The organism is Haloarcula sp. NS06 (genome assembly GCF_051122755.1).
Classification (GTDB): Archaea; Halobacteriota; Halobacteria; order Halobacteriales; family Haloarculaceae; genus Haloarcula.
In genome coordinates this window covers 2,428,928-2,445,223 of record NZ_CP184844.1, presented here as the reverse complement: position 1 = coordinate 2,445,223, position 16,296 = coordinate 2,428,928, and the positions used below count along the sequence as shown (strand labels likewise).

Sequence of the window (16,296 nt, the reverse complement as noted above, 5' to 3'; positions counted from 1 at the left end):
ACCCAGTTCTACGGTCACCTGTGGCGTTTCGTGATCGTGGCGCCTCTCGCTATCTGAGAACGGAGCCCTCGGTTTATTTCCCAACTGCGAGAAATATAACCTGTATGTACGATCACATCCTCCTCGCCTCGGATGGGACAGAAGCTTCAACCAACGCCGAGTCCCACGCGATTGCCCTCGCAGCAGAACATGGTGCGGCCCTCCACGTGCTGTATGTCGTTGACGAGGACGTGTACACGGCCTACAGCGGTGACGAATACGTCGACGAATCCGAAGGGCCCGAGCACGGCCTCGAAGAAACGGGTCAGGAGACGCTGGCCCGGATACAGGCCGACGCGGAGGCGTCCGGCGTTGACGTAACGACGACCCTGAAACACGGACGGCCGGCCGAATCCATCATCGAAACCGCCGATGAGGCGGATGTCGATCTGCTTGTGCTTGGGACGAAGCGGCGGCCAGCGGAGTACCGCAGTCTCCTCGGTAGCATCACGGACAAGGTGCTCAGGCTAAGCGAACGACCAGCGGTCGTGGTGAAAACCGAAGTCGAAGGGTAACCGCCCAGTCTACCGGATGTGTCGCTGACTGATGATAGCTGTCGGCGGCATCGGCAGCCTCGACCGGCGGCTCCAGAGTCGGCGAAAAGTACGACCGCGAGAAATACGAGGGTCAGTCCTCGCAGCAACCGCCGGCTTTCTGGCCGAAGTCCACGGCCAGTTCCTCGGACACGATCTCGTTGAGTTCCTGCAGGCGCAGTTCGAGTTCGTTCTGGGCCTCCAGATAATCACTCATTACCGGGATGTCGTGAAGTTCCTCCTGCTTCTGCTGGACCTTCCGGAGGTCCTCCTGAGAAGCGTTACCAGTCTGGCGGGCGAGCATGAACTCCTCGCGAATCTGCTCGAACTCTTGGATGGCCGCCTGCGCCTCGTCGTGGTTCTCGACGGCGTCTTTCGTCTCCTTGAATCGCTGGTACACCGGTAGTTCGGCGATCGCTTCGCCGAACTCTGTAGCGAGCGCTTCGACGTGGTCACCGTCGATGTCAGCGGCGGTATCGGTCTCGATACTCATCAACAAAACGTATGAACTCGGGCGGTATAGGCCTGCCGAAACCGGGTTGCTACAGGCAGGATATCGGTCCCTGGCAGCGTTCCGGCCGTGTTGTTGCTTGCATCGGACCGCCAGACTGGCAGTTGTTTAAGATTGAGTCGGGAATCCGTGTTTATCCCGGTCGTTGTGGTATGCAGGAGCGCCGCTATACTGGTCGGGCTGTGGCTTCGCTCCTGCTGAGATTCGCTCAATCCAGTTATCAACTGATGTAATCGGTCGAAAACCGTATATTAGTTTCTAAGATAGTTCTTACAATGGCAAAAACTGCATCTGAAGACGGTCTGCTACCGGAGTCCGTCGACGACAGCGGAGATTTCTGGCTCCACACGTTCGAATCACTCGTCGAGGACTTACCGGAAGCGGCGTTCGTGGTCGATGCGGACGGCGACATCACACACTGGAACGATACGGTTGAACGTATGCTCGGACTGCCGGCGAGCAAGGCGGTCGGGATGAACGCATACGACGTGTTCGGCACAGAGGGACAGGACGAGACGCTTGCTCAGGAGGTCATCAGAACGGGAGAGCCAGTCCGCGAAAGCGAGTTCCGCTCGGCCGAGCGACCTGACGGGACGATGGCACACGCGCGGGCGGTAGCAATTCCGCTAATGGGTCCTGGCGGCAATGCTATCGGTGCGCTGGAGCTACTGATCGATTTCAGTGAGATCGTCGAACAGCGTGAGGCGCTCCAGAACCTCCAGTCACAGATGGCGACAGACGTCGAGTCAGCGGTCGGCGAAATCGGCGACTCCGCCGCGGCCGTTACCGACCAGTCCGACGATATCAAGCAGATGGCCGGCGAGCAGTCTGAAAACCTCGATGAGGTCCAGTCCGAGGTCTCCGGGTTCAGTGCGACTGTCGAGGAAATCGCCTCCAGTGCCGAGGAAGTGAGCAGCCAGAGCGGTGAGGCCAGGGAACTCGCCGAGGAATCCGTCGAGACAGCCGAGGAAACCATCGAACGCGTCGAGGATGCGACGGAGTCCGCCGAACAGGTCGCGTCGGACTCGACGGAACTCCGGGGCCATATCGAGGAGATCGACGAATTCGTCGAGGTGATCAACGACATCGCGGACCAGACGAACATGCTGGCGCTGAACGCCAACATCGAAGCTGCGCGAAGCAACAGCGACAGCGACGGGTTCGCGGTCGTCGCCGACGAGATCAAGGAACTGGCCGACGAGTCCAAACAGCACGCTGACGAAGTCGAGCGCATCGTCGGGGAGGTCCGCGAGATGGCCGACAGCACCGCCGAAAACGTCGAGGAGACGACGGACGCGATTCAGCAGGCACTCACTGACATAGAGACAGTGCTAGACAACCAGCAGGCTATCGTCGACGCGACCTCGGAGACGGAACAGGGCATCGGCGAAGTCGCGGCGGCGACGGACGACCAGGCCGCAAGCGCCGAAGAAATCGCTAGCATGATCGACGAAATCGCCCAACGTGCCGCCGAGGTGTCCGAGTCCATCGACGAGCTGGCTGACGCAAACGAAACCCAGCACCGACTGGCCCAAGACTTAGAAGAGAACGTCGAGCGGGTCGAGCGCCGACTCGCCGAGATTATGGAGTGACTGGCGCTCATCGAAACACGGGGGTTATGACTCTCGAACGGATACAGGGGTGCAATGAGTCAAGAGCGGACTGACGGCGACCTCCGGAACACCGGACTGTCGCTCAAGCACGACCGAGAGTGGGATTACGAACTTGACCGAATCGTCGAAGCTGTCGAAGAACGCGACGCAGAGAAGGTGGGCTTGCAGTTCCCCGAAGGGCTGAAGCGCCGCGGCCCGGCCGTGGCCGATGACCTCCGCAAGAACCTCCCCGACGACGTGACAGTACTGCTCTCGGGCCAGCCCTGTTACGGTGCCTGCGACCTCGATACGTACATGATGCGTCGGACGGACGTGTTCGTCCACTTCGGCCACTCACCGATGAAGGAATCGGACAAGATCATCTACGTGCCGCTGTTCTCCAACGTCGACGTCTTCCCCATCATGCAGCAGGCTCGCGAGGAACAGCTTGCTGATCCGGAAGAAGATCCCGACGTGGGGCTCGTGACGACGGCCCAGCACATGAACAAGTTCGACGAGATGCGTGAGTGGCTGGAGGAGCGCGGCTACAACGTGCACACGCGCCGCGGCGACGAGCGACTCACCCATGAGGGCCAGGTGCTCGGCTGTAACTACGCCAGCGCCGACGTTGACGCCGACCAGATGCTGTACGTCGGTGGCGGAAAGTTCCACCCGCTCGGGCTGGCGATGGAGCACCCCGACAAACACGTTGTCATCGCCGACCCCGTGAACAACGTCGTCACCGTCGCCGACACGGAGAAGTTCATGAAACAGCGCTACGGTGCAGTCCATCGCGCGATGGACGCCGAGTCCTGGGGCGTCATCTTCTGTACCAAAATCGGACAAGGCCGCTGGGATCAGGCCCAGGAAATCGTCGAAAACAACGAAAACGCCTACCTCATTACCATGGACGAGGTGACACCGGACCGGTTGACGAACTTCGGGATGGACGCCTACGTTAACACTGGCTGTCCCCGAATCACCACCGACGACGGTCCGCAGTTCAAGAAGCCGATGCTCACGCCCGGCGAGTACGAGATCGCGATCGGCGAGAAGCCACTCGATTCGCTGGAGTTCGACACCTTCCACGGCACCTGGTGACCCATGGTCCGGAGGGTGGAAAGCGAACCACTCGCAGTCGCTGCCGTCGGCGCAATAGAGCGAGAGACACTTGAACTCGCCGTGGATGCCGTTGAGGAACAATTCTCGCTGACCGCGCGCGTCGATCATAGGAAGTTTCACACCGACGGAATCCCCGACAGCGCCCAGCCTACCGGTGATAGTGATCAGTACGACGCAGTTGAGCTGGCGAAATACGTAGCCAGTGAGACGGATGGCAGCCGAACGCTTGTTGTGACGAATCAAGATGTCTCACAAGGCCGGCGGCAGTCGCTGTTCGGAATTGGAATCCGGTACGGCCGGACATCGTTACTCTCGACGTTCCGTCTGGGTGGGGACAGGTTCGACGACCGGGTTCGAAAACTGGCTGTCAGTGAGGTCGGGTACATGCTGGGGCTTGAGCTCTGTCCAAACGAGCAGTGCCCGTTCAGGAGAACAGACTCAGTAGCGACGCTGGATGCGGTCGACGAGTCTCCCTGTGAGGCCTGCCAGACGAAACTTGCCGAGGCCATCACGTCTGGCGATGCGACAGCGGACTCCGAGTCGGCAGATAATGGACGCACTGAGAAATCGGTGGGCCAATCAGATAACACACCGCAAGATCATTCGACGGATCAATTGACACACCTCCTCGCTGGCACTGCTCGCTTCTGGACGTCAGTACTCGGCTACGGCGTCGCATTCATCGTGACGCTCCTTGTTCTGATTGGTCTGCTTGAAGAAGTCGTCGGATTCGCCATCACGGACTCGGATGCAGCTACCTGGGTGATTGTCGTCATCACTGCTGCTGTTGCATGGGTCGTCTACAGGAACTGTCGAGCGGTTATCAAGGTAATCAGCCGTGTAGTTATCGAGAGCATCCGGTAATCTACGCGCCGAGAAATATCTGTGCGATACCCGTCAGCCAGAGGAACACAGCCAGCGAAATGACTGCAACGGCGATGCCGAGCAGCCCGTTTTTCGCAAGCACGAACCGTCGCTCCCGGAGCAGTTCGTCCGGATCTTGGTCGGAGAGGAAAAACAACCCATCGCGGCCAGTCAGTACGAGCGGTTTCGATTGCTCCCCGGACAACGAGTTGTCCAGTTCAGCCGTCCCGTACGCATACACGGTATCGCCGGGTTCGATGTACGCCATCTCATAACGTCGGTCGTCACCGGCCCGCAGGTCCGGGATTTGCCAGTCGCGCTCAAAGCGCGCCAACTGATCGTCAGGCGAGGTGTGGCTCTTGCGCTTCTCGCTCCAACGACGGTCCTCGGAAACGTGGAAGTCGAACTCCGCGTTGCAGACCCGGACCGAGCCCTCATCAGTCACAATGTCGAACGGTACCGCTTCCGACTTGTTGACGTGTGTCCTGCTCGAATCGCCTCCCGTGTCCTCAATTTTGAGTTCGTAGGCAACACAGGCCTCGCAGTCGTACAGCGTTCCGATATGTCGACCAGCAGGTTCGATGCGACCCCGGACTGCTGTCGGACCAGCAGCAACTGAATCGAGTTCCGAAAGCGGTGTCGTTCGAATTGCGTGTTCTTCCTCGTAGCGGTCAAATCCCATCAGTATTGATCCGATTCCCCAGAGAACACCAAACCCCGAGAGTGCCAGAATACCGAGATACAGCAGAATGGCAAACAGCATCAGTTTTGAAGACGGTCACGTACGGAGAATTCCCCTTTTGCAGCCTCGTCAGCTTCAAATGAGTCACGAGGCTTGTATCCCCTATGAGCCGCGAGATACCGCTCTGGGATCTGTTGTAACAGCGCGTTGTACCGTCTCACAGTGTCGTTGTAATACTCCCGACGGTTTTCCAGCCGCTGCTCGATGGTTTCGAGAGCATCGCGAACGTCGTCGAATTTCTCGTCGGTTCGCAGTTCTGGCGTCTCCTCGGCAATCGAGTAGAACTCGCGGACAGATTCTCGGACGTCAACTTGGGCCATCGCTGCCTCCGCAGGAGTGCTTGCATCAATCGCGCTCTCGCGAGCCTCGACCATGCCAGCGAGAACGTTCTGCTCCATGGACATGTACTCGTCAGCGATTTCGATGAGGTTTCCGACCTGATCGTGACGGCGCTGAAGTAGCACTTCGACGTTCCCCCAGGCAGCGTCACAACTTTCGCGGGCCTCGACAAGATTGTCGTGTGCCCGTCGAAAGTACGAACCGACCAACCAGGCAGTGAGGAGGACACAGAACCCTCCAACGATAGATACATATAGCGCCATATTCCTTCAGGTTATCTTCTACCATGATATAATTTTACCGATATAATCGAGGACAGAAATAGTACGGTGAACCAAAATAAAGTGTTTATTGAATAGAATATTACCCCCCCAATCTTGGTGGACTCTACCTCGGCCCGCGTATCTATCGAATCAGTGGGGTAAGAATCACATATGATAACAGAGAGCGTACAGTCTTGTAGCCTGCTATCCCAACCTTCGTATGGCTTCTACGGAGGACACTGCTCTCTTCCGCGACGTGTTCCAGGCGAATCCGGACCCGATTATGGTCCACGACGCTGACACCGGGACAGTCGTCAGGGCTAACGAGGCAGCGGGTGCGTTGCTCGGGCGTCCTCCGGCGGATGTCGTCGGAATGCACGTCGGCGAGTTCAGCCCGCCGGGGTTTTCGACGGCAGACGCAAACGCTCTGATTACGGAGGCAGCCACATCGGGGTCGGCACAGGTCGAGTGGTCGACACAGGGTCCGGACGGTGAGAGCCGGCTGGTCGAAGTTTCGCTCGAACGCGCCGTCATCGACGACACAACCCGCGTTGTAGCGTTCATTCACGACGTGACTGAGATCCGCCAACAGGAGCGAAAACACACTGAACGGAGCAAGCAACTCCAGACGCTGATCGAGAACCTCCCAGTCGTCGTGTTCACACTTGACCCTGATGGCGTCTTTACCTACTCGGCCGGAAGGGGGCTGGACGAACTGGGGATAGAGCCCGGCGAGCTCGAAGGGGTCTCGGTGTTCGAGGCCTACAGCCAGTATCCGGACATCATCACCGCCGTCGAGCAAGCGCTGGACGGCGAAGAGGTCCGTGTGACCCAGGACCTCGACGGCCTCGTCTTCGAGACGTGGTACCGGCCGGTGTTTGACGACGGAGAACTAACGCAGGTAGTCAGCGTCTCCCGCAACATCACTGACCTCAAACAGCGCGAAGCGCGCGTCGAAACACTCAGCGAGGCGACGAACGAACTGCTGTACACTCGGACGGAACACGCGGTCGCGGATACGGTGACGCAGATCGCACAGCGCATCATCGACCAGCCACTGGCGGCGATGTGGTCCTACGACAGCGACGACGACACCCTCTATCCGATCGGTGCAACAAGCGAGGCGGCAGACTTTGCGGCGGTGGAGACGGCATCTGACCTCCCGCCGATGGGTCCCGAAAGCGACGAAAACCGCCTGTTCCACGATGGCAGTCCGACCGTCGTTGAGGACTACCAAACGCTATCGAACCCATCAGTCCCTCAGACACCGCTGCGGACGGTGCTGTTTCTCCCCCTTGAGGACTACGGGATGCTGTGTATCGGCTCGCCAACTGTCGAATCCTTTGACAGCCACGAGCGGTTCTTGCTCGAGATTCTTGCGAGTACCGGGGCCGCTGCGCTGGACCGGGTCGAACGGGAGACCCGGCTCAAATCCAAGCAGACGGAACTCGAACGATCGAACGAGGCACTTCAGCAGTTCGCCTACATCGCGTCGCATGACCTGCAGGAGCCTCTCCGGATGGTGTCGAGTTACGTAGACCTACTGGACAGCGAATACGGCGACGAGCTTGACGACGAGGCGGCCGAGTACATGGCCTTCGCCGTCGACGGGGCACGCCGAATGCAGGAGATGGTCAACGCCTTGCTCCGGTACTCGCGAGTTGAGACGAACTCCGGTGACTTCGAGGAGACAGACCCGGGGACAGTTCTCGACCGGACGCTAGACGCCTTGCGAATGCGAATAGAGGAGGTGGACGCGACCATCACAGCGGAGTCACTGCCACCCGTCGAAGCCGATCCGAACCAGGTCGGGCAGGTGTTCCAGAATCTGCTGGAAAACGCCATCGAGTACTCCGTGGAAGCCGACATCGAACCCCGCGTCGAGGTCAGCGCCGAAGAAGACGACGACATGGTGACGTTCACCGTCTCGGACAACGGACCGGGGATTCCGGCGGCGGACCACGAGGAGGTGTTCGACATCTTCCACCGCGCCGGAGCCCACGACACGGAGGGAACCGGCATCGGGCTGGCCGTCTGCCAGCGAATTGTCCTGCGCCACGACGGGCGTATCTGGGTCGAACCGTCAGACGACGGTGCGACGTTCAAGTTCACATTGCCCGCAGTGATGGAGGTGAGCGGCGATGACTGAGTCCAGTGAGGGGCGGCCGGTCGAGATTCTGCTAGCGGAGGACAATCCCGGCGATGTCAAACTGACCGAGAAAGCGCTTGAGAAGGGGAAAGTGCTGAACAACCTGCACGTCGTCAACGACGGCGTCGAGGCGCTGGCGTTCCTCCGGCAGAAGGGTGAGTACGACGACGCACCGCGGCCTGACCTGTTGTTGCTCGACCTCAACATGCCGCGCAAGGGAGGGCAGGAGGTCCTCGAGGAAATGAAAAGCGACGAGTCGCTCCGCCGGATTCCGGTCGTCGTGCTGACCAGTTCCGAGGCAGAGGAGGACATCATCGAATCATACGACCTCCACGCGAACGCCTACCTGACGAAGCCTGTCGATTTCGACGGCTTCGTTGACATCGTGAGTAGCGTCGAGGAGTTCTTCCTCACGGTGGTCAAGCGGCCGCCGAAATAACGATGTCTGAGACGATACAGCTCGATGTACTCCTCGTCGAAGACAACCCGGGCGATGCCCGCCTCGTCGAGCACCACCTGAATTCGCCGGCTGTAGCGCATTTCGTCGATGACGTGACGATTTCCCACGTCGAGTCGCTGGCGCCGGTCGACGAACAATCAGCGGCAGCCTACGATGTGCTACTGCTTGACCTTGGACTCCCCGAGTCAACAGGGCTCGCGACACTCGATCGGGCGACCGAGATGATAGATGAGGTGCCGATCATCGTCCTCACAGGCATGGAGGACCGGGAGATGGCCATCGAAGCGATCAACCGGGGCGCACAGGACTACCTGCCGAAGGCAGATCTGGACGGCGACCGGCTCGTGAGAGCACTCCGGTATGCAGTCGTCAGGAGCCGCCAGCAGCGTGCCATTCAGCGCCAGACCGACCAGATGGACTTCTTCAACAGCATTCTGCAACACGACATCCTCAACGGGATGAACGTCATCCGGGCGCGGGGCGAACTCCTCGAGGACACGCTCGACAGTGAGGAGCGCGAGTACGCGTCGACAATTGTCCAGTGGAGCGACGACCTCATCGAACTCACCGAGAAGGTCCGGTCGGTGCTCGAGACCGTCACCGAAGGCGGCGGGCGGGACCAAGAGCACCGGGAGCTACAGGCCGTCCTCGACGATGCGGCGGACCGCGCCCGGTCGGTCAGCGACGATTGTACCGTCACAATCGAGACACAGGGGGTCACTGTTGTCGCTGACGAATTACTCGATGACGTGTTCGGGAACCTCTTTCTCAACGCGGTCGAACACGGCGGCGACGACGTGACCATCGACGTGACGACGGCGGTTGCGGACGGCACCGTGACTGTCTGTCTCGCGGACGACGGAGACGGGATTCCGAGCAGCGCCGCTCGCCGTATCTTTGAGCGAGGCGAAAAGGGCTCCGAGTCCGGCGGCACTGGCTTCGGGCTCTACTTCGTGGACACGATGGTCCGAAGCTACGGCGGCGACATCTGGGTTGAGGACAGCGACCTCGGCGGGGCAGCCTTCTATGTTGAACTCCCGCGTGCAACTCTATAGGGATGGGCGATCGTCACACCATTATTGCTCGGCCGCATTTCAGCTTCTGAGAAACGGGTCCGAATCTTCAATTCCGGGGAGGTCGACTCACCTGCTATGGATGATCCGCTGGACGGGAACGAGGGTAGCGATTCGGAGGAGCGAGATCGCTATCTGGCAGCTATGCAGGACCTCACTGCAGCGATGGCGGCCAGCGGAACTACCTTTCAGGAGCGTGTAGAACCGGTCTTGGCCGTCGGGCGAGAGCATCTGGGGTTCCCGAACGGCCACATCACGGTCGTCTCCGGAGACGAACACAAAGTCGTCGCCAGTAGTGGTCTGCCATCAACGATTGCAGAGGGCGTCGAACGCCCACTCTCCAAAACATACTGTAAGCACACCCTCAACGACTCCGGGATTCACATCATCACTAACGCGAGCGAATCGATGGCGGCTGACCCTGCATACAAGGAGGCCGGACTGGAGGCGTACGTCGGCACGACGCTTCGGGCGAACGGGTCAGAATACGGGACGCTGTGTTTCGTCAACGATGATGAGGCGATTTCGGAGTTCTCGGACTGGCAGCAGACGCTGCTCAAGCATCTGACGCAGTGGGTCGAAGCGGAGATTGAACGCGAGATCGCTGTCGATTCACAAGAGGAGAGCCAGCGGCTGTTAGAAGCGACGTTCAACTCACCGGAGACATTCATCGGCATCCTTGAGGCCGATGGAACCCTCATCAGGGCAAACGAAACAGCACTCGGGTTCATCGAGGCTGACGCTGAAGACATCTCGGGAAACGCGATCTGGGAGACGCCTTGGTGGGACCACGATGCGACGACAGCACGCCGTTGTCGGGATGCTGTCGAGCGAGCGGGAGAGGGGGAGATGGTCAGGTTCGAGGCCGAGCATATCGGCATGGACGGCCAGCGTATCTCGACGTCCGTCGTGGCCCGACCGGTAACGGCCGATGGCGTTGTCCGAAAGATAATCGTCGAGGGGACAGATATCACGGACCTCAAGCGCCGCGAAGAGCAGATGGAGTTTTTCAATAGCATTCTCAGACACGACATCCTCAACGGGATGACTGTCATCGAAGCACGCGCAGAGACGCTTGCAGATACGCTCGACGGTACACAGGCGAACTACGCAGAGACGATTCTGGACTGGAGTCATGACATTGTCGACCTCACACAGAAGGTCCGGAGCGTCCTGAGCACGATGTCAAACGACGGGTTGACCGAGGCAGAGACGATCGAACTAGGGCCGGTCATCGAAGGGGCAACAAGAAAGGCGGCCTCGATGGACGGAAACTGTACGCTCAAAACAGACATCCACGACGGTATCGAGGTCGTGGCTGACGACCTTCTCGACGATGTTGTTGGGAACATCTTGACGAACGCTGTCGAACACGGCGGTCCAGACACCACAATCGAGGTAACGACAGAACGCGTTGGTTCGATGGTTCACCTTCACATCGCTGACGACGGACCCGGGATACCACCCGCAGAGCGCGAGGCAATCTTCGAGAAGGGGGAGCGTGGAACCGAGTCGACTGGGACCGGGTTCGGATTGTACTTCGTGTCGGTGATGGTCGATAGCTACGGCGGCGCCATCTGGGTCGAGGAGAGCGACTTCGGTGGCAGTGAGTTCGTCGTTGCACTCCCTCAGAATAACTACTGAGTATTTCCAAACGTTTTTGAATGAATCCTGCGTATATCGAGTAATGCCGACAAAGAGTGCGCTCGCCCAACAACTCGCCGTTGTCGCCGGGTTCGACAACCCGCGGGCCAGTCTCGAACAGTACCGGACACCGCCGGATCTGGCGGCCCATCTGGTCCATACTGCGGACCTCCAGGGCGATGTTCAGGGACAGACTGTCGTCGATCTGGGCTGTGGCACCGGGATGCTGTCGCTGGGTGCAGCGTTGCGGTCGCCGGCGCGGGTGGTCGGACTAGATATCGACCCCGCACCGCTGTCGACGGCGCGCGAAAACGAGCGGAAGGTCGGGTCGACGACGCCAGTGTCGTGGGTGCGAGCGGATGCCACCACAGCCCCGCTGTGTCCGCCCGCCGGAGAAACTACAGTCGTGATGAACCCTCCCTTTGGTGCACAGTCGGACAACGAACACGCTGACCGTCGGTTCCTCGAAACTGCCGCATCCATCGCGGGCGTTTCGTACTCGATTCACAACGACGGAAGCCAATCGTTTGTCGAATCCTTTACCGACGACAACGGTGGCGAGGTAACCCACGCTTTCGAGACTGAGTTCGACCTGCCACGGCAGTTTGACTTCCACGAGTCGGACCGGCATGCGATTACCGCAGAAGTGTACCGCATCGACTGGACCTAGTTCCGCGCCGCTTGCTGGCGACGCTCGGCGATTTTCACGCGAGTGCCATCTGTCCGTGCGTACAGCTTCGAGCGGTTCCGCTCGAAGGTCAGCCCGCCGATCCGCGTCCGCGTCATGTTTGCTGGAAGCGGTGCCTGCCCGACCGTTTCGTTCCCCCGTGTTACGACCACGTCGAACCCGTTCTGCCGGGCCGCCACTGTCACGTTCCGGCCGTCGAGCATCACATCCGCCGTTGACGGCGCTGATGTGTACGCCGTCCGGGGCTGGTCGCCCTCGCGCCTGAGCTGGACCCGGTAGACGCTGGAATTGCCGAGTACTGACCAGTCTATTCGGTTCGCATACACCGATTCGCGCCAGGTCGGCCCGCCGACTGTGACCCGCTCCTTACCGTTGACGGCGAGCCGGCCCGGCTGGATAGCGGCGATCCAGACCTCCCGCTCAGCGCTGGCGACGATGACACCGCTTTCGTTGACGCTCGCCCTGCCCCGCTGTGTTGGGACCCAGATACCTTCGAAGTACGCATTCGGGACGTTCTCGTCGTAGGTCACGACGTAGTCTCTGATTTCGATTCCGTCTTCGGGGAGCTGGTCTGCCTGAAGGTCCACGACGTTGGTTGGGACAGCAGCGAGACTCAGTGCGCCGAGTACAATGAGGAGGACCACCACCGCAAGTGACGCCGGGCGGCGGTCGAACGACGGGCGAAAACGCCGGTCAGAACCGACGGTCGCCGCGGCGACGACAAGCGCGAGGACGAACACCAGTGCTGTTCCGGCCCAGCGGAACAATCGAAACCGGCCGCCACCGAGCGGTATGTACACTGCCCAGAGTCCCTGTGCGACGGCGAACACGAGCGTTGCAAAGAACACCCGAAGGGTGTCGGGGCGTTCGTCCCGACTCCACAGGAGCGCGAGTGCCACGACGACGCCTGCCAGAATGCCGATGGCGTGCCCCTGAATAGCGATGTTGGACCACCACGGCGTCACAAAGCGGGTCTGACCCGAGGCTGTCGACACCGGATAGCGAAGCGCCGAATACAGGAGGTCGAGCACGCGGTTCCCGAGAAAGGCGCCGAGAAACAGCGTCGGCCGCGTCACGAGCGCGAACCCGGCAATGGCAAACACCACGCCCGAAAAGCCCACAATCGGCCCGATAGCGAACACCGCGGAGAACACGCCCACAACGAACATGGCGACGGGGACAGCCAGAATTCGGGTAAACGGGTTCGTCCGTAGCGACGTGAAGGTCTGAACCCCACGCTTGCGAGGGTAGTGTCCCCAGACGTACTCGGCGACCGTCCCGTACACCAGCGTACCCATGAGGTTCCCCGTGATGTGGCCCTGACTGCCGTGGGTGAACGCCCCCGTAAGCATCCCAAACGGGTAGAAGTACGACCACGTCCGGAACGGGGTTACAAGCGGGTTCCGTGGATGCCACCACGCGCCCTGCAGGAACAGGTACACCGCCGCGACACCCACAATCGTCAGCAGCGTTCCCCACGGGACCCCGAGGAAGAGTCGCGCCCGTATCTCGTCGCCGAGTCGCGCATCCGAGAAGCGTCGGACGGCAAGGAGGACAGCGATCACCACGGCGAAGACGACCGCTTCCTGCCACGGGAGCCATGCGGGCATGGCCGGCATCGGCAGCGACTGCATCATTCACGCACAGTTCAGGTACGGGACGGCTTATGGATGACGGCAGGTGTCACTCTCCAACAGTGACAAACAGGGAACGGGCCACGGTCAGGCAACTCTGTCCAGCGAATGCGTCACCTCAGAACAGAGACATACCGACGCTGTATGGCCACGACGTGCCGGCCACTGCAAGCAGTGACACCGCGCCGCCGGCGAGGGCGATGTTCTTGAGGAACTGCGTCATCTCGTCTTGCATCTGATCGTCCGGGACCGCCCAGAAGTTGTGCATCATGACGGCGGAAGCGACGAGGAACGTCGCCAGCGCCCCGGCCGCGATGACGGGGTACGCACCGAGGATGACGAGGACGCCGCTGACGAGGAGTAGCCCGCCGCTCCCGTAGACCGACGCCGCAGGTGCTGGGAGCCCCTTCGCCTCCGCGTAGGGGGCCATCTGCCCGGCGTTCTGGAAGTGGTTCAGGCCCATGAAGGCAAGTACCCCGCCGAACAGGAGTCGGCCGAGCAGGAACAGTTCGCCCGCCGCCGCAGACTCAAACGCCATCAGGCGCTCACCGCCGGAGCAGTCGTCGTTTCGCTACGAAGCTGTCGAACCGCGATTGGTGGTTTCATTACGTTACTTGGTTCGTATGCGAACCTATTTGTACGTTCCCGGACAACGAAGATACCAGGTAGCACCGATGTCATCTGAAGTATTCACTGCCGCGGACGAGGAGGAAGAGAGCGGGCCGTGTGCCGTCATTGAGTCGCTGGAACAGATCGGGTCGCGCTGGCGCCTTGTCGTACTCCACGAACTCCAGAACGGCGAACAGCGGTTCAACGAACTCAAACGCGCCACCGACGCCAGCTCTCGCACCCTCTCGCGGGTCCTCGACGACCTCCAGGAGATGGGCTTTGTCGACCGGCGGCTCGAAGAAGACGCACCCGTCGCGACGTACTATCAGCTCACGCCCAAGGGCGAATCCCTCTGTCCGGTGTTCGCCGAAATCGAGGGCTGGGCCGAGGAGTGGCTGGCCGGTTGCGAAAGTTAAGCCGACAACGCAGACTTTTCTATCCCCCGGCCCCATCGGTTTAGCAATGGGAGTACGGCCACCAGCCGATAACAGCGACGAGCCAGACGTCATCGAGTTCGGTATCGCGGCACTCGACGCCCGCCTGTCGGACGTGGACATCGAGTATCCCGCGACCGCGAGGGAGGTCCGGGACGCCGCCGGACACATCGCGGTCCCGTTCGACGCGTCGGGCCACTCGATGACGCTATCCGAGGCGCTCGACGAGACGACCGCCACGGAGTTCGACAACGAGCAGGAGCTACTCAACGATCTCCATCCGATATTCGAGCGGAAACGGGAAGCCACCAGAAACAGTATTCTCTCCCAGCTACGCGCGCTGGTCCCGTTCTAAATTACTCGTCGGACTGGTGCGGAGATACCGCCGGCTCTGTCTCTGTGTCACTATCTTCGGTGCCCTCCGCGCCGTTGACCTGCTGGTCGTCAAACACGTCTGCCGGCTGATTGCGGCTCTCGTGTGTGAGCTGGACGGCGATGTCCTCCAGCCGGCGCGTCTGTTCGCGGTTCACCGCCACGAGCATATCCGATAGGACGCCGAACATGAGGAGCTGAATCCCCAGCAAAATAGCAAAGGAGCCCACAACTGCAATCACCTCGTGTGAGATGCTGTTGACAACCCAGTCGTAGGCCACGTACGCGCCGAGAAGGAACCCGACCGCAGTGCTCCCGAGACCGACGCTCCCGAAGTAAAAGAGCGGATTATTGGTTTTTGCCATCTGGTACAGCGTCAGGATGATCGTCGCACCGTCTCGGAACGGGCGAAGGTTCGTGTCGGACTCGTCGGGACGGGGTTGATAGGTGATTGGTACTACCGCCGTCGAGATGTTGTGTTTGACACACTCGACGGCCATCTCCGTCTCGATACCGAAGCCCGAGGCCGTCAGCGAACTCCGCTGGAAGGACTGGCGCGTGAACGCACGATACCCTGAAAGAATATCAGTGAGGTCCCGTCCGTGAATCGTTTCGAAGGACCTGTTGATGATACGGTTGCCGACCTGGTTCAGCTTCGTCATCGCGCCGGGTTGCATATCCGCAAACCGGTTTCCGATGACGTGGTCGGCCTGGCCCGACAACAGCGGTTCGAGTAGCCTGTCCGCCTCGTCGGGCCGATAGGTTTCGTCGCCGTCGGCCATCAGGACGTACGGCTGCTTGATGTGGCGCGTCACCGCCTCCCTGACAGCCTGTCCCTTTCCCGAGCCAGACTGTTCAACGACTCGTGCGCCGACTGATTCGGCGAGATCCGGTGTCCCGTCAGTCGAACCACCGTCAATGACGAGGACGTTGTCGAACCCTTGCTCACGGAACCCGGACACGACCGACTCGATAGTTTCGGCCTCGTTGAATGTCGGCAACAGTATACAGACGTCGTCTCGGTCGGCCATCGACTCAACGTCATCCACGCGAAGGCAAATAAATGCGGGTCTGGACTCAGTCGTCGCGCTGCTCGCTCATGTGCTCCCAGACCTCTGCACAGCCACAGCCGTCTTCGATGTCTGCCAGGTGCTCGTCTTCTTCAGTCTGGGATGTCGTAGTCATGTTACTCACTCTGCGAGTAACTACTCACCGCCATCCACTAATA

General features: G+C 60.3%; 17 protein-coding genes. 11 read left to right on the top strand and 6 right to left on the bottom strand.

Going from position 1 to position 16,296, the window contains the following annotated elements:
• Positions 1–104: 104 nt before the first annotated feature.
• Positions 105–554, top strand: a complete 450-nt coding sequence (locus ACODNH_RS16570) for a universal stress protein (protein WP_306706133.1) — start codon at positions 105–107, stop codon at positions 552–554.
• 112 nt (positions 555–666) lie between these two features.
• Here the strand turns inward: ACODNH_RS16570 and ACODNH_RS16565 are convergent, their stop codons facing one another.
• Positions 667–1,065: a YlbF family regulator gene (locus ACODNH_RS16565; RefSeq protein ID WP_004593080.1), complete on the bottom strand. Its 399-nt coding sequence runs from the start codon at positions 1,063–1,065 to the stop codon at positions 667–669.
• A gap of 293 nt (positions 1,066–1,358) precedes the next feature.
• Between ACODNH_RS16565 and ACODNH_RS16560 the strand changes: the two genes are divergently transcribed.
• The 3 genes from ACODNH_RS16560 to ACODNH_RS16550 are packed head-to-tail and all read left to right on the top strand — an operon-like array spanning position 1,359 to position 4,661.
• Positions 1,359–2,675, top strand: a complete 1,317-nt coding sequence (locus ACODNH_RS16560; RefSeq protein ID WP_434530607.1) for a methyl-accepting chemotaxis protein — start codon at positions 1,359–1,361, stop codon at positions 2,673–2,675.
• 54 nt (positions 2,676–2,729) lie between these two features.
• The gene (dph2, locus tag ACODNH_RS16555) at positions 2,730–3,776 is read left to right on the top strand and encodes a diphthamide biosynthesis enzyme Dph2 (protein ID WP_434530606.1); all 1,047 of its coding nucleotides are present in this window, start codon (positions 2,730–2,732) and stop codon (positions 3,774–3,776) included.
• Between the two features lie 3 nt (positions 3,777–3,779).
• Complete coding sequence (locus tag ACODNH_RS16550) at positions 3,780–4,661, top strand: cytochrome-like protein (protein ID WP_434530605.1); 882 nt, start codon at positions 3,780–3,782, stop codon at positions 4,659–4,661.
• Position 4,662: 1 nt separating this feature from the next.
• Here the strand turns inward: ACODNH_RS16550 and ACODNH_RS16545 are convergent, their stop codons facing one another.
• Both ACODNH_RS16545 and ACODNH_RS16540 read right to left on the bottom strand, forming a co-directional pair.
• On the bottom strand, positions 4,663–5,424 hold the full coding sequence (locus ACODNH_RS16545) for a hypothetical protein (protein ID WP_434530604.1): 762 nt from the start codon (positions 5,422–5,424) through the stop codon (positions 4,663–4,665).
• Positions 5,424–6,005, bottom strand: coding sequence for a LemA family protein (locus tag ACODNH_RS16540; RefSeq protein WP_306706122.1), 582 nt, complete (start codon positions 6,003–6,005; stop codon positions 5,424–5,426). The genes ACODNH_RS16545 and ACODNH_RS16540 overlap by 1 nt, the downstream gene beginning before the upstream one ends.
• 220 nt (positions 6,006–6,225) lie before the next feature.
• On the opposite strand from ACODNH_RS16540, the gene ACODNH_RS16535 reads away from it, so the two are divergent.
• The 5 genes from ACODNH_RS16535 (at position 6,226) to ACODNH_RS16515 (ending at position 12,001) form a co-directional block, all read left to right on the top strand.
• Positions 6,226–8,154 carry a PAS domain-containing sensor histidine kinase gene (locus ACODNH_RS16535; RefSeq protein WP_434530603.1) on the top strand — a complete coding sequence of 643 codons (1,929 nt, stop codon included), beginning with the start codon at positions 6,226–6,228 and terminating at the stop codon, positions 8,152–8,154.
• Positions 8,147–8,593, top strand: a complete 447-nt coding sequence (locus ACODNH_RS16530) for a response regulator (RefSeq protein ID WP_306706118.1) — start codon at positions 8,147–8,149, stop codon at positions 8,591–8,593. The genes ACODNH_RS16535 and ACODNH_RS16530 overlap by 8 nt, the downstream gene beginning before the upstream one ends.
• 2 nt (positions 8,594–8,595) lie before the next feature.
• Positions 8,596–9,669 (top strand): ATP-binding protein, encoded by a 1,074-nt coding sequence (locus ACODNH_RS16525; protein WP_434530602.1) that lies wholly within the window; start codon positions 8,596–8,598, stop codon positions 9,667–9,669.
• A 96-nt stretch (positions 9,670–9,765) separates the two neighbouring features.
• Positions 9,766–11,331: an ATP-binding protein gene (locus tag ACODNH_RS16520; protein ID WP_434530601.1), complete on the top strand. Its 1,566-nt coding sequence runs from the start codon at positions 9,766–9,768 to the stop codon at positions 11,329–11,331.
• Between the two features lie 43 nt (positions 11,332–11,374).
• On the top strand, positions 11,375–12,001 hold the full coding sequence (locus ACODNH_RS16515; RefSeq protein WP_434530600.1) for an METTL5 family protein: 627 nt from the start codon (positions 11,375–11,377) through the stop codon (positions 11,999–12,001).
• Here the strand turns inward: ACODNH_RS16515 and ACODNH_RS16510 are convergent.
• On the bottom strand, positions 11,998–13,656 hold the full coding sequence (locus ACODNH_RS16510; protein WP_434530599.1) for a rhomboid family intramembrane serine protease: 1,659 nt from the start codon (positions 13,654–13,656) through the stop codon (positions 11,998–12,000). The genes ACODNH_RS16515 and ACODNH_RS16510 overlap by 4 nt on opposite strands.
• A gap of 115 nt (positions 13,657–13,771) precedes the next feature.
• Positions 13,772–14,191, bottom strand: a complete 420-nt coding sequence (locus ACODNH_RS16505; protein ID WP_306706108.1) for a DoxX family protein — start codon at positions 14,189–14,191, stop codon at positions 13,772–13,774.
• A gap of 136 nt (positions 14,192–14,327) precedes the next feature.
• Here ACODNH_RS16505 and ACODNH_RS16500 point away from each other — a divergent pair, with 136 nt between their 5' ends.
• Positions 14,328–14,678, top strand: a complete 351-nt coding sequence (locus ACODNH_RS16500; protein ID WP_306706106.1) for a winged helix-turn-helix transcriptional regulator — start codon at positions 14,328–14,330, stop codon at positions 14,676–14,678.
• Between the two features lie 46 nt (positions 14,679–14,724).
• Positions 14,725–15,051 (top strand): hypothetical protein, encoded by a 327-nt coding sequence (locus ACODNH_RS16495; protein ID WP_434530598.1) that lies wholly within the window; start codon positions 14,725–14,727, stop codon positions 15,049–15,051.
• A gap of 1 nt (position 15,052) precedes the next feature.
• On the opposite strand, the gene aglJ is transcribed toward ACODNH_RS16495, so the two are convergent.
• Positions 15,053–16,099: an S-layer glycoprotein N-glycosyltransferase AglJ gene (aglJ, locus tag ACODNH_RS16490; RefSeq protein ID WP_434530597.1), complete on the bottom strand. Its 1,047-nt coding sequence runs from the start codon at positions 16,097–16,099 to the stop codon at positions 15,053–15,055.
• Positions 16,100–16,296: the final 197 nt, after the last annotated feature.

Coding starts and splice junctions, on each gene's coding strand:
- ACODNH_RS16530 (WP_306706118.1), top strand. CDS start 8,147: ATGACTGAGTCCAGTGAGGGGCGGCCGGTCGAGATTCTGCTAGCGGAG.
- ACODNH_RS16535 (WP_434530603.1), top strand. CDS start 6,226: ATGGCTTCTACGGAGGACACTGCTCTCTTCCGCGACGTGTTCCAGGCG.
- ACODNH_RS16565 (WP_004593080.1), bottom strand. CDS start 1,065: ATGAGTATCGAGACCGATACCGCCGCTGACATCGACGGTGACCACGTC.
- ACODNH_RS16545 (WP_434530604.1), bottom strand. CDS start 5,424: ATGCTGTTTGCCATTCTGCTGTATCTCGGTATTCTGGCACTCTCGGGG.
- aglJ (WP_434530597.1), bottom strand. CDS start 16,099: ATGGCCGACCGAGACGACGTCTGTATACTGTTGCCGACATTCAACGAG.
- dph2 (WP_434530606.1), top strand. CDS start 2,730: ATGAGTCAAGAGCGGACTGACGGCGACCTCCGGAACACCGGACTGTCG.
- ACODNH_RS16520 (WP_434530601.1), top strand. CDS start 9,766: ATGGATGATCCGCTGGACGGGAACGAGGGTAGCGATTCGGAGGAGCGA.
- ACODNH_RS16550 (WP_434530605.1), top strand. CDS start 3,780: ATGGTCCGGAGGGTGGAAAGCGAACCACTCGCAGTCGCTGCCGTCGGC.
- ACODNH_RS16515 (WP_434530600.1), top strand. CDS start 11,375: ATGCCGACAAAGAGTGCGCTCGCCCAACAACTCGCCGTTGTCGCCGGG.
- ACODNH_RS16500 (WP_306706106.1), top strand. CDS start 14,328: ATGTCATCTGAAGTATTCACTGCCGCGGACGAGGAGGAAGAGAGCGGG.
- ACODNH_RS16495 (WP_434530598.1), top strand. CDS start 14,725: ATGGGAGTACGGCCACCAGCCGATAACAGCGACGAGCCAGACGTCATC.
- ACODNH_RS16570 (WP_306706133.1), top strand. CDS start 105: ATGTACGATCACATCCTCCTCGCCTCGGATGGGACAGAAGCTTCAACC.
- ACODNH_RS16525 (WP_434530602.1), top strand. CDS start 8,596: ATGTCTGAGACGATACAGCTCGATGTACTCCTCGTCGAAGACAACCCG.
- ACODNH_RS16560 (WP_434530607.1), top strand. CDS start 1,359: ATGGCAAAAACTGCATCTGAAGACGGTCTGCTACCGGAGTCCGTCGAC.
- ACODNH_RS16505 (WP_306706108.1), bottom strand. CDS start 14,191: ATGGCGTTTGAGTCTGCGGCGGCGGGCGAACTGTTCCTGCTCGGCCGA.
- ACODNH_RS16540 (WP_306706122.1), bottom strand. CDS start 6,005: ATGGCGCTATATGTATCTATCGTTGGAGGGTTCTGTGTCCTCCTCACT.
- ACODNH_RS16510 (WP_434530599.1), bottom strand. CDS start 13,656: ATGATGCAGTCGCTGCCGATGCCGGCCATGCCCGCATGGCTCCCGTGG.